At 40.0% G+C, this 15,416-nt stretch carries 15 protein-coding genes; 8 read left to right on the top strand and 7 right to left on the bottom strand.

The window, feature by feature from the left end:
• Nucleotides 1-195: 195 nt before the first annotated feature.
• The 4 genes from AC3ANL_RS23785 to AC3ANL_RS23770 all read right to left on the bottom strand — a co-directional run bounded on the left by AC3ANL_RS23785 (nucleotide 196) and on the right by AC3ANL_RS23770 (nucleotide 3,935).
• Nucleotides 196-723 carry a phosphatase PAP2 family protein gene (locus AC3ANL_RS23785; RefSeq protein ID WP_488326782.1) on the bottom strand — a complete coding sequence of 176 codons (528 nt, stop codon included), beginning with the start codon at nucleotides 721-723 and terminating at the stop codon, nucleotides 196-198.
• On the bottom strand, nucleotides 723-2,057 hold the full coding sequence (locus AC3ANL_RS23780; protein WP_488326781.1) for a UDP-glucose dehydrogenase family protein: 1,335 nt from the start codon (nucleotides 2,055-2,057) through the stop codon (nucleotides 723-725). Before AC3ANL_RS23780 ends, AC3ANL_RS23785 begins: the two co-directional genes overlap by 1 nt.
• Nucleotides 2,058-2,192: 135 nt before the next feature.
• Nucleotides 2,193-3,170 (bottom strand): GGDEF domain-containing protein, encoded by a 978-nt coding sequence (locus AC3ANL_RS23775; protein ID WP_488326780.1) that lies wholly within the window; start codon nucleotides 3,168-3,170, stop codon nucleotides 2,193-2,195.
• Nucleotides 3,171-3,185: 15 nt separating this feature from the next.
• On the bottom strand, nucleotides 3,186-3,935 hold the full coding sequence (locus AC3ANL_RS23770; RefSeq protein ID WP_488326779.1) for an EAL domain-containing protein: 750 nt from the start codon (nucleotides 3,933-3,935) through the stop codon (nucleotides 3,186-3,188).
• Nucleotides 3,936-4,274: 339 nt separating this feature from the next.
• On the opposite strand from AC3ANL_RS23770, the gene AC3ANL_RS23765 reads away from it, so the two are divergent.
• Nucleotides 4,275-5,120 carry a VOC family protein gene (locus tag AC3ANL_RS23765; RefSeq protein ID WP_488326778.1) on the top strand — a complete coding sequence of 282 codons (846 nt, stop codon included), beginning with the start codon at nucleotides 4,275-4,277 and terminating at the stop codon, nucleotides 5,118-5,120.
• A gap of 87 nt (nucleotides 5,121-5,207) precedes the next feature.
• Here the strand turns inward: AC3ANL_RS23765 and AC3ANL_RS23760 are convergent, their stop codons facing one another.
• Both AC3ANL_RS23760 and AC3ANL_RS23755 read right to left on the bottom strand, forming a co-directional pair.
• A complete protein-coding gene (locus tag AC3ANL_RS23760) occupies nucleotides 5,208-5,441 on the bottom strand; it encodes a hypothetical protein (RefSeq protein ID WP_488326777.1) in 234 nt (77 codons plus the stop codon).
• Between the two features lie 84 nt (nucleotides 5,442-5,525).
• A complete protein-coding gene (locus tag AC3ANL_RS23755; protein WP_488326776.1) occupies nucleotides 5,526-5,693 on the bottom strand; it encodes a DUF3934 family protein in 168 nt (55 codons plus the stop codon).
• A gap of 267 nt (nucleotides 5,694-5,960) precedes the next feature.
• On the opposite strand from AC3ANL_RS23755, the gene AC3ANL_RS23750 reads away from it, so the two are divergent.
• From AC3ANL_RS23750 to AC3ANL_RS23740, 3 genes are all read left to right on the top strand, one after another.
• A complete protein-coding gene (locus AC3ANL_RS23750; protein WP_488326775.1) occupies nucleotides 5,961-6,716 on the top strand; it encodes an NRDE family protein in 756 nt (251 codons plus the stop codon).
• Between the two features lie 216 nt (nucleotides 6,717-6,932).
• A complete protein-coding gene (locus tag AC3ANL_RS23745; protein ID WP_488326774.1) occupies nucleotides 6,933-7,508 on the top strand; it encodes a LemA family protein in 576 nt (191 codons plus the stop codon).
• The gene (locus AC3ANL_RS23740) at nucleotides 7,508-8,269 is read left to right on the top strand and encodes a TPM domain-containing protein (RefSeq protein ID WP_488326773.1); all 762 of its coding nucleotides are present in this window, start codon (nucleotides 7,508-7,510) and stop codon (nucleotides 8,267-8,269) included. The genes AC3ANL_RS23745 and AC3ANL_RS23740 overlap by 1 nt, the downstream gene beginning before the upstream one ends.
• Nucleotides 8,270-8,324: 55 nt before the next feature.
• On the opposite strand, the gene AC3ANL_RS23735 is transcribed toward AC3ANL_RS23740, so the two are convergent.
• Nucleotides 8,325-8,918, bottom strand: coding sequence for a DedA family protein (locus AC3ANL_RS23735; RefSeq protein ID WP_488326772.1), 594 nt, complete (start codon nucleotides 8,916-8,918; stop codon nucleotides 8,325-8,327).
• Nucleotides 8,919-9,075: 157 nt separating this feature from the next.
• On the opposite strand from AC3ANL_RS23735, the gene AC3ANL_RS23730 reads away from it, so the two are divergent.
• The 4 genes from AC3ANL_RS23730 to AC3ANL_RS23715 all read left to right on the top strand — a co-directional run bounded on the left by AC3ANL_RS23730 (nucleotide 9,076) and on the right by AC3ANL_RS23715 (nucleotide 15,364).
• Nucleotides 9,076-11,262 (top strand): alpha-galactosidase, encoded by a 2,187-nt coding sequence (locus AC3ANL_RS23730; protein ID WP_488326771.1) that lies wholly within the window; start codon nucleotides 9,076-9,078, stop codon nucleotides 11,260-11,262.
• A gap of 189 nt (nucleotides 11,263-11,451) precedes the next feature.
• Nucleotides 11,452-13,191 (top strand): sensor histidine kinase, encoded by a 1,740-nt coding sequence (locus AC3ANL_RS23725; protein WP_488326770.1) that lies wholly within the window; start codon nucleotides 11,452-11,454, stop codon nucleotides 13,189-13,191.
• Nucleotides 13,169-13,966 (top strand): response regulator transcription factor, encoded by a 798-nt coding sequence (locus AC3ANL_RS23720; protein ID WP_488326769.1) that lies wholly within the window; start codon nucleotides 13,169-13,171, stop codon nucleotides 13,964-13,966. Before AC3ANL_RS23725 ends, AC3ANL_RS23720 begins: the two co-directional genes overlap by 23 nt.
• Before the next feature lie 120 nt (nucleotides 13,967-14,086).
• The gene (locus AC3ANL_RS23715; protein WP_488326768.1) at nucleotides 14,087-15,364 is read left to right on the top strand and encodes an ABC transporter substrate-binding protein; all 1,278 of its coding nucleotides are present in this window, start codon (nucleotides 14,087-14,089) and stop codon (nucleotides 15,362-15,364) included.
• The last annotated feature ends 52 nt before the right edge of the window (nucleotides 15,365-15,416 follow it).

Genomic DNA, 15,416 nt, shown 5'->3' with positions numbered 1-15,416 from the left:
TAGATTGTATCACTGTGAATAACTTTTGATGAGTTAGACTCGTCCAGCTCCAGCGCCCAGCGACTAGTGAACTTCGCCCATCTCCCTACGATAAGTCAACATCGAATCGCTTCCGCTCTTCGTGTTTCCTTTATCTCAGTCAATGTGCTCCAGTCCATACGTCGCTAACCGGGCGCTTCCGCTTTTGTTCTTCTCTCACAAACATAATAAACAAAAGCACAAAATTCCTGTGATGGAACCAAGTATTCCCCCAGCAAGGACATCTGATGGATAGTGAAGTCCTAAATAAATCCTTGATATTCCCACCAATAATCCTAAAGGGATGAGAATAATTGCAAGTTGTGGAATAAATAAGACATAGGGGGTCAAAACAGAAAAAACGGCTGTTGTATGACCCGAAGGGAAAGAATGATCTTGTAATGGATTTGCAGGAAACTTTGTCGTTTCTATCATTATATATGGCCGTTTTCTTGGAAACAGCTGCTTTAATAGATGAACAGGTATATGACTTGCAGTTAAGGCGAGAGCACTGGCAATCGCAGTTAATTTAGGCTCACCAGATGAAAGGACAAGGAGAAGAAATGTTGCTGCAATGGTAATATCTGCTCCTCCAAAATTTGTTACTGTTCGGAAAAAAAGATTTAACAGCTTTTTATCAAAATGACGATTTACCTGATGCAATACGCGGCATTCGAAACCATATACTGCTTGGATCCATCTCATTAATGCACCTCCATCTGTTGGAATTTCCCATTTGATACAATAGGTCTCCCAACTGATCGATACATTATCGAATACGACTGGGCATTCTCAAGTGAATAACAATTGCGCCCATCAATTACAATCGGTTCTTTCATATAAGTCTGATAGATCCATAACGGGAGATGCTTGATTTGTTCCCATTCTGTCGTAATAATGGCTAGGTCTGCACCGGTAAGTGCCTGCCGAATATCTTCTGTGTACTCAACCGCGTTCCCTAAAATTTTCCGAGCGTTCGGTATGGCAACAGGGTCATATGCTGTAACATTGGCACCTTCCTCTATTAATTCTTTAATAATGGTTAGCGCGGCAGACTCACGAACATCATCTGTATCTGCTTTAAATGCTAAACCGAGCAAGGCAATATTTTTCTCTTTTAACGAACCAAACATTTCCTTCGCCTTTATAATAGGCATTGATTGTTGCCGATTATTTATTTGAATGACGGCTTCAAGTAAGGCGAGAGGCTGTTTAAGATCACTGCCAAGCTGTGCAAGTGCTTTTGTATCCTTTGGAAAACAAGAGCCGCCGTAGCCGAGGCCTGCTTTGAGAAAATGAGGACCAATCCGTTTATCTTGACCTATTCCAAAGGCCACCTCTTCTATATTAGCCCCGATATTTTCACAGATATTGGCTATTTCATTGATAAAACTTATTTTTGTTGCTAAAAACGCATTGGCCGCATATTTAATCATCTCTGCACTTCTAATGTCTGTTTTCATAATCGGGATCTGTAAGGGCAGATAAAAATGTTCCATTATGGTTGCCACTTCAGGGTTGCTAGTGCCAATCACAATACGGTCACCATGGAAAAAATCAAGAACGGCCATTCCCTCGCGAAGAAATTCAGGATTGGCAACCACTTCTGCCTGGAGATTAGGAGGTTTTCTGCTGTCAATAATTTCTTGAATGAGTTCGTTCGTACCGACTGGAACCGTGCTTTTTGTACAAACAATTACATCTTGCTCGATATAGTTAGCGATTGTATGGGCAGCTACATGTATGTATTTAAGGTCTGCTGAACCATCTAGTTTCATTGGTGTACCGACTGCAAGAAAAATGATATCAGCTCTAGAATAGGCATCATGAGGATTAGTGGTAAACTGCAGCTTCTCATTGCGTAAATTTTTTTCTAAAAGGGTCTCTAATCCAGGCTCATAAATGGGAGTACGGCCGCATTGGAGCATGTCAATTTTCTCTTTTTGAATGTCTATGCACGTCACTTGATGTCCTAATTCTGCTAAACAAGCACTAGTGACCAATCCTACATATCCTGCTCCAGCAACAGTAACCTTCATCCAATCCCTCCAATGATTTGTTTACTATATTGTATTAGGGAATGATGGAGATTTTCTTAATCTAGTGTAAAGAGAGTGTAAAGACTGTGTGTATTTATAAAAATGTAAATTGCCCATTAATAAACCGTTTTAAAGTTAGTGCTGGATGCTTTCCTCTAAGGAATCCTCCAATGATAAATAAACACTTTTTTTAATGACTTTACATTGTTTCTTTACATTGGCTGCTTCTTTACTTAATTGGCCAACTGATTGAAAGGCAACTGATTTATTTGAAACAACGGCAATGGAGAGGCTGACCAATGCTGCTTTTTCTAGTTGTCCTCTTCGATTGATAGCTTTTACATACCCCCTAGTTAGCTCTTCCTCACTATAAAATTGCCGCGCGATATCGTCAAATCGTGTAATAATGGACTGGCAAATTGGTTTATAATTAAAATCGTGAATCACAGCGATGAAATCGTCTCCCCCAATATGACCTACAAACGACGTTTCATTGGCATAGGTTTTAAGGGTCTGAACAATAATGTTAGCGGTTTCTCGAATAAGTTCATCGCCTTCTCTAAATCCGTGGGTATCATTAAAGGCTTTAAAGGAATCAATATCTATATATAAAACACAAAACTTTTCAGTTGATAATATTTCTTGCAATGTTTCATTGATGACAAAGTTCCCCGGCAGCCCTGTTAAAGGGTTTGAATTGCGGGCAATGCTAACTTGTACTTCGGTTAATTTCATTAAAAGATTCTTAATACTAACGATTCCGTACATACGCCCTTGAACGGTGACGATCACGTAATCATATAGGTGGCCGAGGCTTCGATTCATGGCAAGTGCACTCACATCGGTAATTGGCACAGAATAATCCACAATCAATGGTTCTTTATTCATGACTAGTTCAATCATTCGGTTCATAAAAAGATTAAAACCATATTTAGTCGAAAGCGCTTGATAAAAATGGGTTTTCATGACTAATCCAACTGGGTGCTCATTTACACAAACAACAATTCCCTCTAACGATGGAGTATCCTTAAAAGATTTATAGACTACTTCAGATTTTGTGAAAGGTGTGATGATCCGTCCTTTTTCAGCAATATCCCCAATTGTTTGCTCCATATATCCACCTCCATTTTATAAATAGGATTGACCAATTAATGGGTGCGGCCGCCCAAGATGATATCCTTGTCCATAGGGTACGCCTGCTTGTTTTGCAATCTTCAGTTGTTCCTCGGTTTCAATTCCTTCGAGTGTAACGGTCGTTCCAGCTTCTTTAAAATAGGCGGTAATCCACTTCAAGAATTGCTGTTTTTTTATGGACTGATCTAAGTCTATAGAAAAGTATTGATCGAGTTTCACCATGTCGGGTTCGAGCTCAAGGGCGGCTTTCAGAGATGATTGCCCTTTCCCAAGGTCATCAAGAGCAATTAAAAACCCAGCAGCTTTTAAATAACGAACTATTTTCTGCAGACTTCCTAAATTTTGAACAGTCTCCGCTTCATTTAGTTCAAAAATAATTTGACATGGGTGTATATTGATTTTTTTCATCAGATCTTCAATGAACCAAGGAAAATTGGGTTCCAACATTGTTGAGGGGAAAATATTCACAGTAAGATGCTTGCTCATATCCCTGGGAGCGATCCATTGATTAAATGAAGCAATACTTTGCATAACAGAGGATAAATCTAAATCAAAGCGTTTCTTTTGTTGTTCTGCCATCGCAAAGAGCATTTGTGGATTTTGCACCTTTTTTCCTCTAATCAAGCTTTCAAACCCATAAAGGGTTTCATTCTGCAGAGAAATAATGGGCTGAAATACGTGAGAAAAAGTAAGCGATTCTGTTAGTTCAATGGTCGGCTTTGGTAAATCTAGGATTGTTTTCATTGCCTAAGTCCCATCCTATGTATAATTTTTAAAAAACTTATAATCTAAATGTACTATGAATGTATAAAAATGTTTGTAAAATTCATGTAAATATGCATTGTCGGAATGGATTTTACACTAAATTTCATCTAGGAAATTTATTTTGAATATCCTATATTTAAAATACTTGAATTCAAGATAAATATAAGATATACTCTAAATGTAAGGCAATTGATAAAATTGCTTAAATTCACAAGTCTAACGAAATCTTTATTCTGAATCAAAATAAAACTAAACAATAAAATCCATATTAGAACTAATCATCTGTCTTTTGACAAGTATGAAAGGGAAGTGAAGAGAATGGAAAAATTTCATCAGGAACCTAATGTGTATGTCGGAGAGGTTAATATTAAAGTAAAAAATCTTGATTATTCCACTACATTTTATGAAAACATTATTGGTCTTCGCGTATTGGAAAAAACGGATCGCAAGGCTGTGTTAACAGCAGATGGAAAAACACCGCTTTTAATAATTGAGGAGCCCGCAGATGCTATTTCAAAGCCAGCTCATATGTCTGGATTGTATCATTTTGCGATTTTGCTGCCGTCGCGTGCGGACTTATCAGTCTTTTTAAGGCATTTAATTCAAACTGGTTACCCACTTGGCGCAGCGGATCACTATGTGAGTGAGGCACTGTACCTCAATGATCCGGATGGAAATGGGATTGAAGTCTATCGAGATCGTCCTTCTTCTGAGTGGACATGGAAAAATAATTTGGTCGACATGGCAACTGAGCAGCTGGATGCGGAAGGGATTCTTGCCGTAAGTAATGCGGAGTGGAATGGTCTTCCAGCTGGTACAGTGATGGGTCATATACATCTTCATGTGGGGGATCTTAAAAAGGCTGAAGAATTTTATACTAAAGGACTAGGTTTTAACGTAGTAAGCTACTATCCGCAAGCGGCATTTCTTTCCACTGGCGGTTATCACCATCATATTGCCATTAATACCTGGCAGGGAGTAGGAGCGCCAACTCCACCGAAAAATAGTGTTGGCTTAAATTGGTATACGCTTGTGTTCCCTAATGAAGCAGCAAGAGAAAAGGTCCTAAATCAGTTGCAGCAATTAGGAGCACCGGTACAAAAAGAAGCAAATGTTTTTGTAACAAGTGATCCATCAGGAAACCAAATTCGTTTGGTGATATAAAGAGCTATTTGCAAGATTAAGAAAGAGGATGTCTCAAAGGGTCAGACCCCTTTGAGACATCCTCATTTTTGTATTATGATCAGGTTATTATTGATTGAAAAAACCTAAGGCATATTTAATTCCTTCTTCGATTTCTTTTGTCTCATAGCCTAACAAATCCTCATGGGTAATTTCCAACTTGGTTCTCGCTAAAGAGTATCCACTGTCTAAATTAACATCGAGGACCACTTCGTAACCATTTTCATTTCGATTAATTTCAATTATGTCATAATCTCGAATGGCAGTTCCTGTTTCGTATTCTAAAGGCTCTAATTCTGACATCAAATAACCTCCTAATTCTTACTTGTCAACGCCAACCTGGTGAATATGCTGAAATGCTGACCCTAGTAGAAAGGTAATGTAGGATTACATTTCCGATGTGTCACCTTTATTGCCGGTGGCTGCTGCTTTTTTCACACCTTTACTGACATACGGCTTGAAACTCTTAGCTTTATTAGCACTAGCTTGCCAGCGATTCCAGCCCTTTTTTCCCGTTCCTCTTCCTGTTCCACTTTTCCCTTTAGCATTACTCATATAATCACTCCATTATAATTCCAAATTCTGATGTAAGTCTGGGCTAGTCTAACACACATCATACCTTCTCGTCCCCAAAATTTTTCATCCTACAGCACAAGTAATAAAACTAATCCATTTTATTTTCTTCGAAATGGTTAAAATAATTCGGTGCCTGACACCATTTTTACGTCCAGCAACTTGTTTTAGAGGTTTTATGGAGAAAATGCCGAATAAAAATATCATGCGCTATGATGCATTCCATTTTAATTAAAGGTAGTGATTTTGATGTGTTTAATCCTGTTTGCCTACCAAGTCCATAAAGAATATAAGCTCATCGTGGCCGCGAATCGTGATGAATCCTATCAAAGGCCGACCGCTCCTGCGCATTTTTGGGAGGATACTCCCCAGGTCCTGGCGGGCAGGGATTTAGAAAAAATGGGGACATGGATGGGAGTTACGACCGGAGGACGCTTTGCTGCATTAACCAATTATCGTAATCCAAAGGAAGTAACAATAGGGAAACGGTCACGTGGTGAGTTAGTAGCAGATGCCCTGCGGTATAACGGAAATGTAGAAGATATTATGGGGAAGTTTGTGGAAAATAATAACATGTATCCGGGTTACAACTTATTAGCAGGGGATGGGAATGAACTTTACTATTATTCGAATATGGGTCAGACCTTGAGTAAGCTCGAGCCAGGCATATATGGAGTTAGTAATCATCTATTAAATACCAATTGGCCTAAGGTGCAAAAGGGGAAGGAAGGTCTGGCCCAAATAATTGGCGGTGAAAAGGAAGAAATTGCAGAAAAACTTTTAATCCTCCTGCAAACAGCAGACCCAGCACCTGATGAAGTTCTTCCTCACACAGGGGTTTCCTTGGAGATGGAAAGAATGCTTTCCCCGCTATTTATCAAAAGCGATCATTACGGAACAAGGAGTTCCACCATTTTATTGATGGAGGATAAACAACTTCAATATGTTGAAAGAGTATTCTCTAAGGAGAACATAACAGAACAGCGATTTACGATTGAGCTTTAAGAAAACCTATTTGTAAAATATCCTCTGAGTTTATAACTAATCAAACGTTTGATTAAATGGTCATGATGCTATGGCATAAATAGTTTTTCACCTAGAAGGAAAAAACTAATTAAACGATTGATTAGCGCCCCGTGAGGCTTTGTTTATTTATTGCTTAATTTGGGAACTTATTTACTAAGTGATATATACTATAGGTGAGAAAGGAGCGTGGTTAGTTTGAAAAAAGGATGGTTAGGAATCGGAATAGTGGTCGCTGTGATTGTTATCTTTGGCCTCATGTTCATGTCCAGCTATAATGGCTTTGTTAATCTTGAAGAAGACGTGAATCAGTCGCATGCTCAAATTGAAAACCAGCTTCAACGAAGGCTTGATTTAATTCCAAACTTAGTAAATACCGTAAAAGGGTATGCTTCACATGAAAAAGAAGTAATTGCATCCATATCAGATGCACGAGCACGACTTGCTGGAGCAAAAACACCGCAAGAAGAAGCGACAGCAAACGCAGAATTGTCTGGTGCATTAAGCCGATTGCTTGTGGTAGTGGAAAATTACCCCAACCTAAAGGCCGACCAGCAATTTACACGATTAATGGATGAACTGGCCGGAACAGAAAATAGAATTGCGGTAGCCCGCAAGGATTACAATGAACAGGTGGCCACATTCAACAAAAAAGTTAAGCGATTCCCGGGTTCCCTTATTGCAGGAATCGGCGGATTTGATGAAAAGGAATATTTCAAAGCAGCTCCTCAAGCACAAGAAGCGCCAAAGGTTGATTTTGGGGGCAACGGATAATGAACGCGAAGAGGGTCTTCAGCTCACTTTTGGTGTTATTCACTTTTTTTCTGAGTACTGCAAATGCACTTGCTGAGGATGTCCGAATTCCTGCTCCAGCAGGAGACATTTATGTACAAGATTTTGCCAATATTTTAAATGAAACAGAAAGAGCAGAATTAATCAACCTGGGTAGAAGCATTGAAGATCAAACAACTGCACAAGTGGCCGTGTTAACCGTTCAAACCATCGGCGATCAAACGATAGAAGACTTTTCTATTGAGGCATTTCGCAAATACGGGATTGGTCAAAAAGGAAAAGATAATGGAGTAATGCTCGTCTTAGCAATGAATGAACGCAAGTTGAGGATTGAAGTGGGCTATGGGCTCGAGGGCAGAATTCCGGATGCCAAGGCGGGCCGGATTCTAGATGAATATGCCATTCCTTATCTTCAGAATCAACAGCCAAATAAGGCAGTGACGGAAACCTATAAAGCGTTAGCTAAGGAAGTATTCGCCGAATATGGTATTAAGAGTGGGGAGCAGACGGCACCCAATCCAGCAGTACCATCGAAGGAAAAGGGGCTTGGGATTCCCTCATGGCTCCTCATCATTATCGTGCTTGTCGTAGTATTCTTAGATTTTAAGTTTTTTGGCGGCACCCTCACATATCTTCTTCTCTCTATCATATCCCGTGGCGGAGGAAGAGGCGGTGGTGGCGGCGGTTCCCGCGGCGGCGGCGGCGGATCCTCCGGCGGCGGTGGTGCCAGCCGTGGCTGGTAAGATCATTGTTTCGTTTCACAAAAAAGATGCTCTCCAATTGGAGGGCATCTTTCTTTTATTTTATAGGAAGTCTTCTTCTCCGATAGGCATAAAGAATAATGAATCCTAGTAGAAAAACGACGATCAAATAGATACTATACCTGGAAAGGTAACTGCCTACATAAACCCAATTTCCTCCAAGCACTTTACCTAAAGTGATGAAAGAGGAGCACCAGATCATCGCCCCGGAATATGCAAATAAGGCGAATTTTCGATAGGAGTAATGGTTGATTCCTGCTAGATATGCTGTGATATGCCGTACACCGGGAATGAAAAAGCCGATAACAAGGAGGAACGGTCCGAATTTGTTAAATAATTTCCTCGTACGACTAATTCTTGCCTCACTAATATGAAGTTTAGGACCAAATTTATGTAAAAATGGTACGCCTAATTTGATTCCTAAAATAAAACTGAGCGTAATGCCGATACTTGCACCAATATAGGCGCATAAAAGAGAGGGCAGGTAAGCAAATTTTTCTGTAAAAACATGATAGCCCACATAAGTAAGGATCACTTCATCTGGAATGGGCAATCCAATAATGCCGCCGATTAATGCCAAAGTAATTCCTAAATAACCAAAATGTCCAATAAGATGATTCAAATGTTCCATCACTGCACACCCTTATTCAATTCTGGAAAAAGACTAAAAACAGAAAAATTTTTTTACGTTTATCTTTTACATATTTTAAATCTTTATACAATACCTGGCACCATTTTTTAGCAGGATTACGAATATAGTAGAGTAACTGTTTTTAGGAGGTTCTTTTATGCCGATTGAATGGAATGAAGCAGATCAGGTATTTCATTTACATAACCACAGGGTGAGTTACCTGATTCAAATCGTTCATCGAAAGCATTTGGCCCATTTATATTGGGGGGAGCGTGTTGAGGTATCGCAGCCTTCATCCATCCTTACCTATAAAGGAAGGGCTTTTTCACCGATGACAGAACCTACGGACCCTTCATTTTCCCTTGATACACTGCCGCAGGAATATCCTGCATTTGGGAACGGGGACTATCGTGCCCCGGCCTATCAGCTTTGTTCCCGCGATGGATCGACCATCACCGAGTTTGTTTATGACTCCCATGAGTTTTATAAAGGGAAGCGTCCCCTAACAGGATTGCCTTCGGCTTATGTAGAAGGAGATGCTGAGGCCGATTCGCTCGTCATTACCATGGTCGATTCCATGCTGGGTGTTGGATTAAACTTAATGTATACGATTTACGACGATCTTGATGTGATAGCCAGATCCGTTTCTTTTCAAAATTTGGGCAGCTTTGCGGTGGAAGTCCAGAAATGTATGAGCATGTCTATTGATTTCCCCAATTCGAATTGGGATTGGCTTCAACTGCAAGGAACGTGGGCAAGGGAGCGTCATATCGAACGGCAGTCCTTACACCCTGGCGTTCAAATGATTTCCTCCGCACGAGGAGCCAGTGGTCATCAACATAATCCCTTTCTTGCCTTACTTGCAAAGTGTTCGATTGAAGAGGCTGGCGATGTTTATGGGATCAGTCTTGTGTATAGTGGGAATTTCCAGGCCTCCATCGAGGTCGATGCATTTGAAACAACAAGACTCAGCATTGGGATCAATCCGTTTGATTTTGCCTGGCAGCTAAAGCCGGGGGAAACGTTTCAAACACCGGAGGCCTTAATGGTCTATTCGTCGGAAGGTCTGGGCGGGATGTCGCGAACCTTTCATAAAGTACTGCGAGAAAGGGTGTGCCGCGGCGTTTACCGTGATAAAGCACGCCCAGTTCTTATTAATAATTGGGAAGCTACTTATTTTAATTTTAATGAAAAAAAATTAATGGCGCTTGCGGATACGGCTAAAGTCCTGGGAATTGAGCTGTTTGTCCTGGATGATGGCTGGTTTGGGCACCGAGACAATGATAAAAGCTCGCTCGGTGACTGGGTGGTCTATCCAAAAAAGCTGCCACATGGTTTAAAGGGTTTAGCTGATTATATTAATAAGAAGGGGATGCAATTTGGGGTATGGGTGGAGCCGGAGATGGTGTCACCTGATAGTGATTTGTACCGCAAGCACCCTGATTGGTGTTTGCATGTGCCAGGGCGAAACCGGACATTGTCAAGGAATCAACTTGTCCTGGATTTGAGCCGGGAGGATGTGTGTGATTGGTTAATTGACACACTCACGAAGGTCTTCCAAAGTGCGCCGATTACCTATGTAAAATGGGATATGAACCGAAATATGACGGAGGTTGGGTCGGCGGGGCTGCCACCGGAAAGGCAAAAGGAAACGTCACATCGCTATATGCTCGGTTTGTATCGGACTTTAGAAATATTAACAGCACGCTTTCCTCAGATTTTGTTTGAAAGCTGCTCGGGCGGCGGCGGTCGCTTTGATACTGGCATGTTGTATTACATGCCGCAAACCTGGACGAGTGACAATACGGATGCAGTTGAAAGGTTAAAAATTCAATATGGAACAAGTATTGTTTATCCGGCGGTCACGATGGGAGCCCATGTGTCAGACGTTCCGAATCACCAAGTGGGCAGGGTAACGCCTCTAGAAATGAGGTGCCATGTGGCGATGGCTGCCAATTTAGGATTTGAATTAAATGTTGATAAGCTGAGTAAGGAAGAGATGTCGCTAGTCGGAGCGCAAATCAGGCTATACCAGCAGATTAAGGAAGTCGTTTGTTTTGGTGATTTGTACAGGCTGATCAGCCCATTTGATGGAATGGACACAGCCTTGATGTATGTTGCTCCCAAGCAAGAAAAGGCAGTATTGTTTTACTATAAAACTTTTGCAACACCCAATCCACCATTTCTCCGTCTCAAATTGCGCGGGCTAAATCCGAAACGCAAATACCAAATCAACAACGATGACCGTGCTTATTATGGAGATGAACTGATGAAGATAGGATTAATCCTGCCGCTAATGAAAAAGGATTATTACTCACATATTTATCAACTCACACTAGTATAGCCACCATCGTTAACAAAGTTAGAAGAGGGCAGCGGCTTCCATAGATTCTGCAGCCCTCTTTTTGCATTTATAGACAACGAATATTGTTCAGTCTATCAAAAAAACAATTCTAGAAATGGCCGTAACTCTGGTTTATGATAAGGGGGAATTCTTCTAAAAAATATTAATAGAAGCATCAAAGGGGTGGACATGATGAGAGATTTATATCAAAGCTTTAATACAACTATTAAACATAAGCTTTTTGGCAGCTTCCGCATTAAGATGATCCTGTTTTTAATGATGGCCGCTTTGATTCCACTCCTCTTGTTCGGCTTTCTTTCCTATCAAAAATCTTCTAAAATTGTGAATCGCCAATTTAATGACTATCAAAATTTTGCTGTTTCCCAGCTTGAAAAGCAGCTGGAAAATACAATTGATCAGATGTTTGTCGTCTCAACAGATATTCATCAATATTTATCGGATCCAACCTTGATTGTCATCAAAGAGGAGATACCAAGAACATATGAAGGTTTCATTGAAAAAAAGAACTTTGAAAGATTCCTTGAAGCTCATAAAACGTTTAATACAAAAGGAATCTATTTGATCACTAGCTCTGGCTACTATTACGGTGGAAACCATTTAAATACTGAAAAACTGTTTCAAATGCCCTTTTGGAAAGAAATGAGTAAATTAAACCAAGGTGATCGCTGGATTGGATTTTATAAAGCCAATTATTATGATAGCAGCAAGCCGTCTCAACAAATGGTTGGGCTTGTCTTGCCAATCCAGAGCCAATATGGAATTTTAAAAGGAAGCAAATTATTGATTGAGACGAATGCTGATGAACTCTTTTCCTATATTAAGTATCTTGAAAGAGACGTGCATGCTTTTGTCACCATCCACAATGAGAAGCAAAAAATCCTTTATCAAACAAAAACTGAACGGAAACCGCTTCCAAGTGATATTGTCAGAGTAAAAGAGATTGCTGCTTATGGCTGGAAAGTCGAGGTCCGTGTCCCAGAAAGACTGTTTTACCAATCGTCAAATGTGATTTTTAACTATACATTGTTAGGCATATTTTTTCTCATTATTCTTGCCATCATATTAGCGATGGTCTTTTCAGCACCACTTGCAAAGAGAATCAGGAAGCTAAAGGAATCGATGGAGCTTGTTAGTGCAGGTGAACTGAAAACCCAGGTCGCTGTAGGGAAAGAATACGATGAAATTGGACAATTAACCGTCAGCTTTAATCAGATGGTTCAACAAATTAAGGAATTAGTGGATGAAATCAGCGAGACGGAGAGGTTAAAAAGGAAAGCAGAATTGAGGGCCTTCCACTATCAGATTAATCCCCATTTATTGTTTAATACTCTAAATTCAATCCAATGGAAGGCAAGGCTTTCTAACGCAAAGGAAGTTCAGGAAATGATTTATCATCTGACAGAGGTTCTCCATGAAAATCTCAACTTTTCTGATGAATTGATTACCTTAAAAAAGGAATTAAACACCATTAGCCACTATTTAAAGGTGCAGGAAATCAGATATGGCCATATGTTTGAATACCATGAAACCGTCAATTTAGTGTGCATGGATTATTTAATTCCTAGATTGTCCTTACAGCCTTTATTTGAAAATATCTTTTTTCATGCATTTGAAGATGGCAAGGGTATAATTGAATTATCAATTGAAGAAGAGCCGGAATTTCTTGAGTTAACTCTAAGGGATAATGGAAAAGGAATGTTGGAAAAAACAGCTCTAAATCTATTAAATCCTCATTCATCAAAGGAAAAAGCACGGGGAATCGGTGTGTACAATGTTGATCAGCGGTTCAAGCTTCATTTTGGAAATGAAAATGGTCTTCGGATTGATTCTAAACCGAAGAAAGGGACGACAATCAAAATACGTTGGCCGAAAAGGAGGATGTCCGATGATCAAAGTCATAATAGTTGATGATGAATATATCGTCCGAAAAGGGTTAATAGCAACGGTGGATTGGCAAAAATTTAATATGGAAGTAGTTGCCGATGCCTCTAATGGCCAGAAGGGTTGGGAACAGTTTCTTGAACATTCTCCGGATATTGTCATTACAGATATTGTTATGCCCGAACTGAATGGGATTGACCTTTCCAGAAAGATTAAACAAACTGCCCCAGATACTAAAATTCTGCTATTAAGCTGCCACCGGGATTTTGAGTATGCGCAGGAAGGCATTAAACTTGGTGCATCGGGTTACATCGTAAAAACAGCCTTTCAAGATGAGGAATTCGAAGATTATTTAGAGAAGTTTGCCGATGATATTAATAAAAAATTGGAAGTGAAGAAACAAGTAGAGCCTGCGTCTCCAATTCTTCCCATTGAGCTGCATGAAACATGGCCTGAATCGATTCAAAAAGCAGTGCAGATTATTATGAAAGACCTAAACGAATCTCATTCATCGGTAGACATTGCCTATGAAGTGGGGCTGAGCAGGAGCCATTTTAGCACCCTTTTCAAAAAATCAGTGGGTGAAAGTTTTTACACTTTTACAGAGAAACTAAAGCTAAATGCTGCTTGTGAATTACTAATTAAGACTTCCCTTACTTTACAGGAAATAGGGGAAAAAGTGGGGATACAGGATGGTAAATATTTTAGCAAATGGTTTAAAAAATGCAAAGGGCAGACACCATCTGAGTATCGTCAAACAAAAAGGGGAAAACAATCGGACAAATTTACCCCTATCCATTAAATTTTTCGAAAGTTAAAACATTATTACGACCAATTTAAGATGATTTTTAGTATGGGACCGCTTTCATTAGAAGTACAATGAAAGCGGTTAATTTTTTATATAAAGAGGGGGAAAATCCGAATGAGAAAAATAAGCATCTTAGCAATGATTTTAATGTTGGTTAGCGTATTCTCCTTAGCCGCATGTTCACAAAGCAGTTCAGGTGAAAATTCAACTGACAAAAAAGGGGAAGACAAGGCCGGGGGAGATAATGTGACCCTTCGCTTTGCTACATGGGACTCTGGAGAAGCATTGAAAATTCAACAAGACATCGCAAAAAAGTTTGAAGAAAAAAACCCTGGCGTAAAGGTTCAGGTTGAAGCATATGGTGATGGTTTTGATCAGAAGCTTGCCGCTTCATTTGGAGCAAAAAATCCTCCGGATATGATGTATATGTGGAATTTCCCGGCTTACTTCGAGTCACTTGAACCATTGGACAAGTACCTTGAAGGCGACACGGAAATGGAAATGAATGACTTTTACCAAGGTTTATTTAATTATTCAAGTATGAATGGGAAAATTTACGGAATGCCCGCTGGATTTACTACCAGGGTTGTTTATTATAACAAAGATTTATTTGATAAAGCCAACATCCCTTATCCACAGGATGGCTGGACATGGGACGATTTCAAGCAAATCGCTAAAAAATTGTCAGACCCGAGCAAAAAACAATACGGCTTTGGGGTAGTTCCTGAGCCAGATACGTATGACCTCCAAGGGTTGGTTTGGAGTAACGGCGGCAGCTTCATCAGTGAGGATGGCACAAAGGTGAAAGGCTATATGAATAGCCCTGAAACAATCGAAGCAATCCAATTATTGAATGATTTGCTTAAAGAAAAAAGTGCTGTTCTTGTCGGAGGGAAAAACCAACAAAGCGGTGATGATATTTTCAAGGCAGGAAAAATTGCGATGTGGGAAAGCGGTATTTGGCCTTTAGCAGGATTTAAAGAAGCGAAAATTAATTTTGGAACGGTTGAAGTGCCATCATTTGGTGATAAACCGGCAAAAGGAGTTATTGCCTCATCTGCCGTATCGATCGCGAAGGATTCTAAACATAAGGACCTTGCCTACAAATTTGTGAAATTTTATTCTTCCGACGAAGCAATCAACATGAGGACTGAAGATTTACCAGTACGAATTAGTGTTGTAAAGGAAAAGAATATGGAGCAGGATGCATTGTTAAGTCCGTTTTATAAAATGCTTGAACGCTCAGATGATACACCGGCATTTCTATTAAATAGCAATTGGAATGAAATTAATCGAAATCTTTCTGCAGCAGTGAATGCAGTTATGCTCGGGCAGGATGCAGAGAAACTACTGAATAAGGCTGTTCAAGACTCCGAGAAATATGTCAAGTAGGGAGACTATATAAATGAGGTGTTCATCATGAAATCAATTCCTGCCTCTTCCA

It is taken from the genome of Neobacillus sp. DHD-1R (assembly GCF_057747995.1).
The sequence above is the reverse complement of the archived record's forward strand: the minus strand, read 5'-3'. Positions and strand labels throughout refer to the sequence as shown.

What these genes read in the sequence shown, in the direction of transcription:
- AC3ANL_RS23740 (WP_488326773.1), top strand. Translation starts at nt 7,508, where the DNA reads ATGAACGCGAAGAGGGTCTTCAGCTCACTTTTGGTGTTATTCACTTTT.
- AC3ANL_RS23715 (WP_488326768.1), top strand. Translation starts at nt 14,087, where the DNA reads ATGAGAAAAATAAGCATCTTAGCAATGATTTTAATGTTGGTTAGCGTA.
- AC3ANL_RS23760 (WP_488326777.1), bottom strand. Translation starts at nt 5,441, where the DNA reads ATGTCAGAATTAGAGCCTTTAGAATACGAAACAGGAACTGCCATTCGA.
- AC3ANL_RS23755 (WP_488326776.1), bottom strand. Translation starts at nt 5,693, where the DNA reads ATGAGTAATGCTAAAGGGAAAAGTGGAACAGGAAGAGGAACGGGAAAA.
- AC3ANL_RS23770 (WP_488326779.1), bottom strand. Translation starts at nt 3,935, where the DNA reads ATGAAAACAATCCTAGATTTACCAAAGCCGACCATTGAACTAACAGAA.
- AC3ANL_RS23775 (WP_488326780.1), bottom strand. Translation starts at nt 3,170, where the DNA reads ATGGAGCAAACAATTGGGGATATTGCTGAAAAAGGACGGATCATCACA.
- AC3ANL_RS23735 (WP_488326772.1), bottom strand. Translation starts at nt 8,918, where the DNA reads ATGGAACATTTGAATCATCTTATTGGACATTTTGGTTATTTAGGAATT.
- AC3ANL_RS23765 (WP_488326778.1), top strand. Translation starts at nt 4,275, where the DNA reads ATGGAAAAATTTCATCAGGAACCTAATGTGTATGTCGGAGAGGTTAAT.
- AC3ANL_RS23730 (WP_488326771.1), top strand. Translation starts at nt 9,076, where the DNA reads ATGCCGATTGAATGGAATGAAGCAGATCAGGTATTTCATTTACATAAC.
- AC3ANL_RS23785 (WP_488326782.1), bottom strand. Translation starts at nt 723, where the DNA reads ATGAGATGGATCCAAGCAGTATATGGTTTCGAATGCCGCGTATTGCAT.
- AC3ANL_RS23750 (WP_488326775.1), top strand. Translation starts at nt 5,961, where the DNA reads ATGTGTTTAATCCTGTTTGCCTACCAAGTCCATAAAGAATATAAGCTC.
- AC3ANL_RS23780 (WP_488326781.1), bottom strand. Translation starts at nt 2,057, where the DNA reads ATGAAGGTTACTGTTGCTGGAGCAGGATATGTAGGATTGGTCACTAGT.
- AC3ANL_RS23725 (WP_488326770.1), top strand. Translation starts at nt 11,452, where the DNA reads ATGATGAGAGATTTATATCAAAGCTTTAATACAACTATTAAACATAAG.
- AC3ANL_RS23720 (WP_488326769.1), top strand. Translation starts at nt 13,169, where the DNA reads ATGATCAAAGTCATAATAGTTGATGATGAATATATCGTCCGAAAAGGG.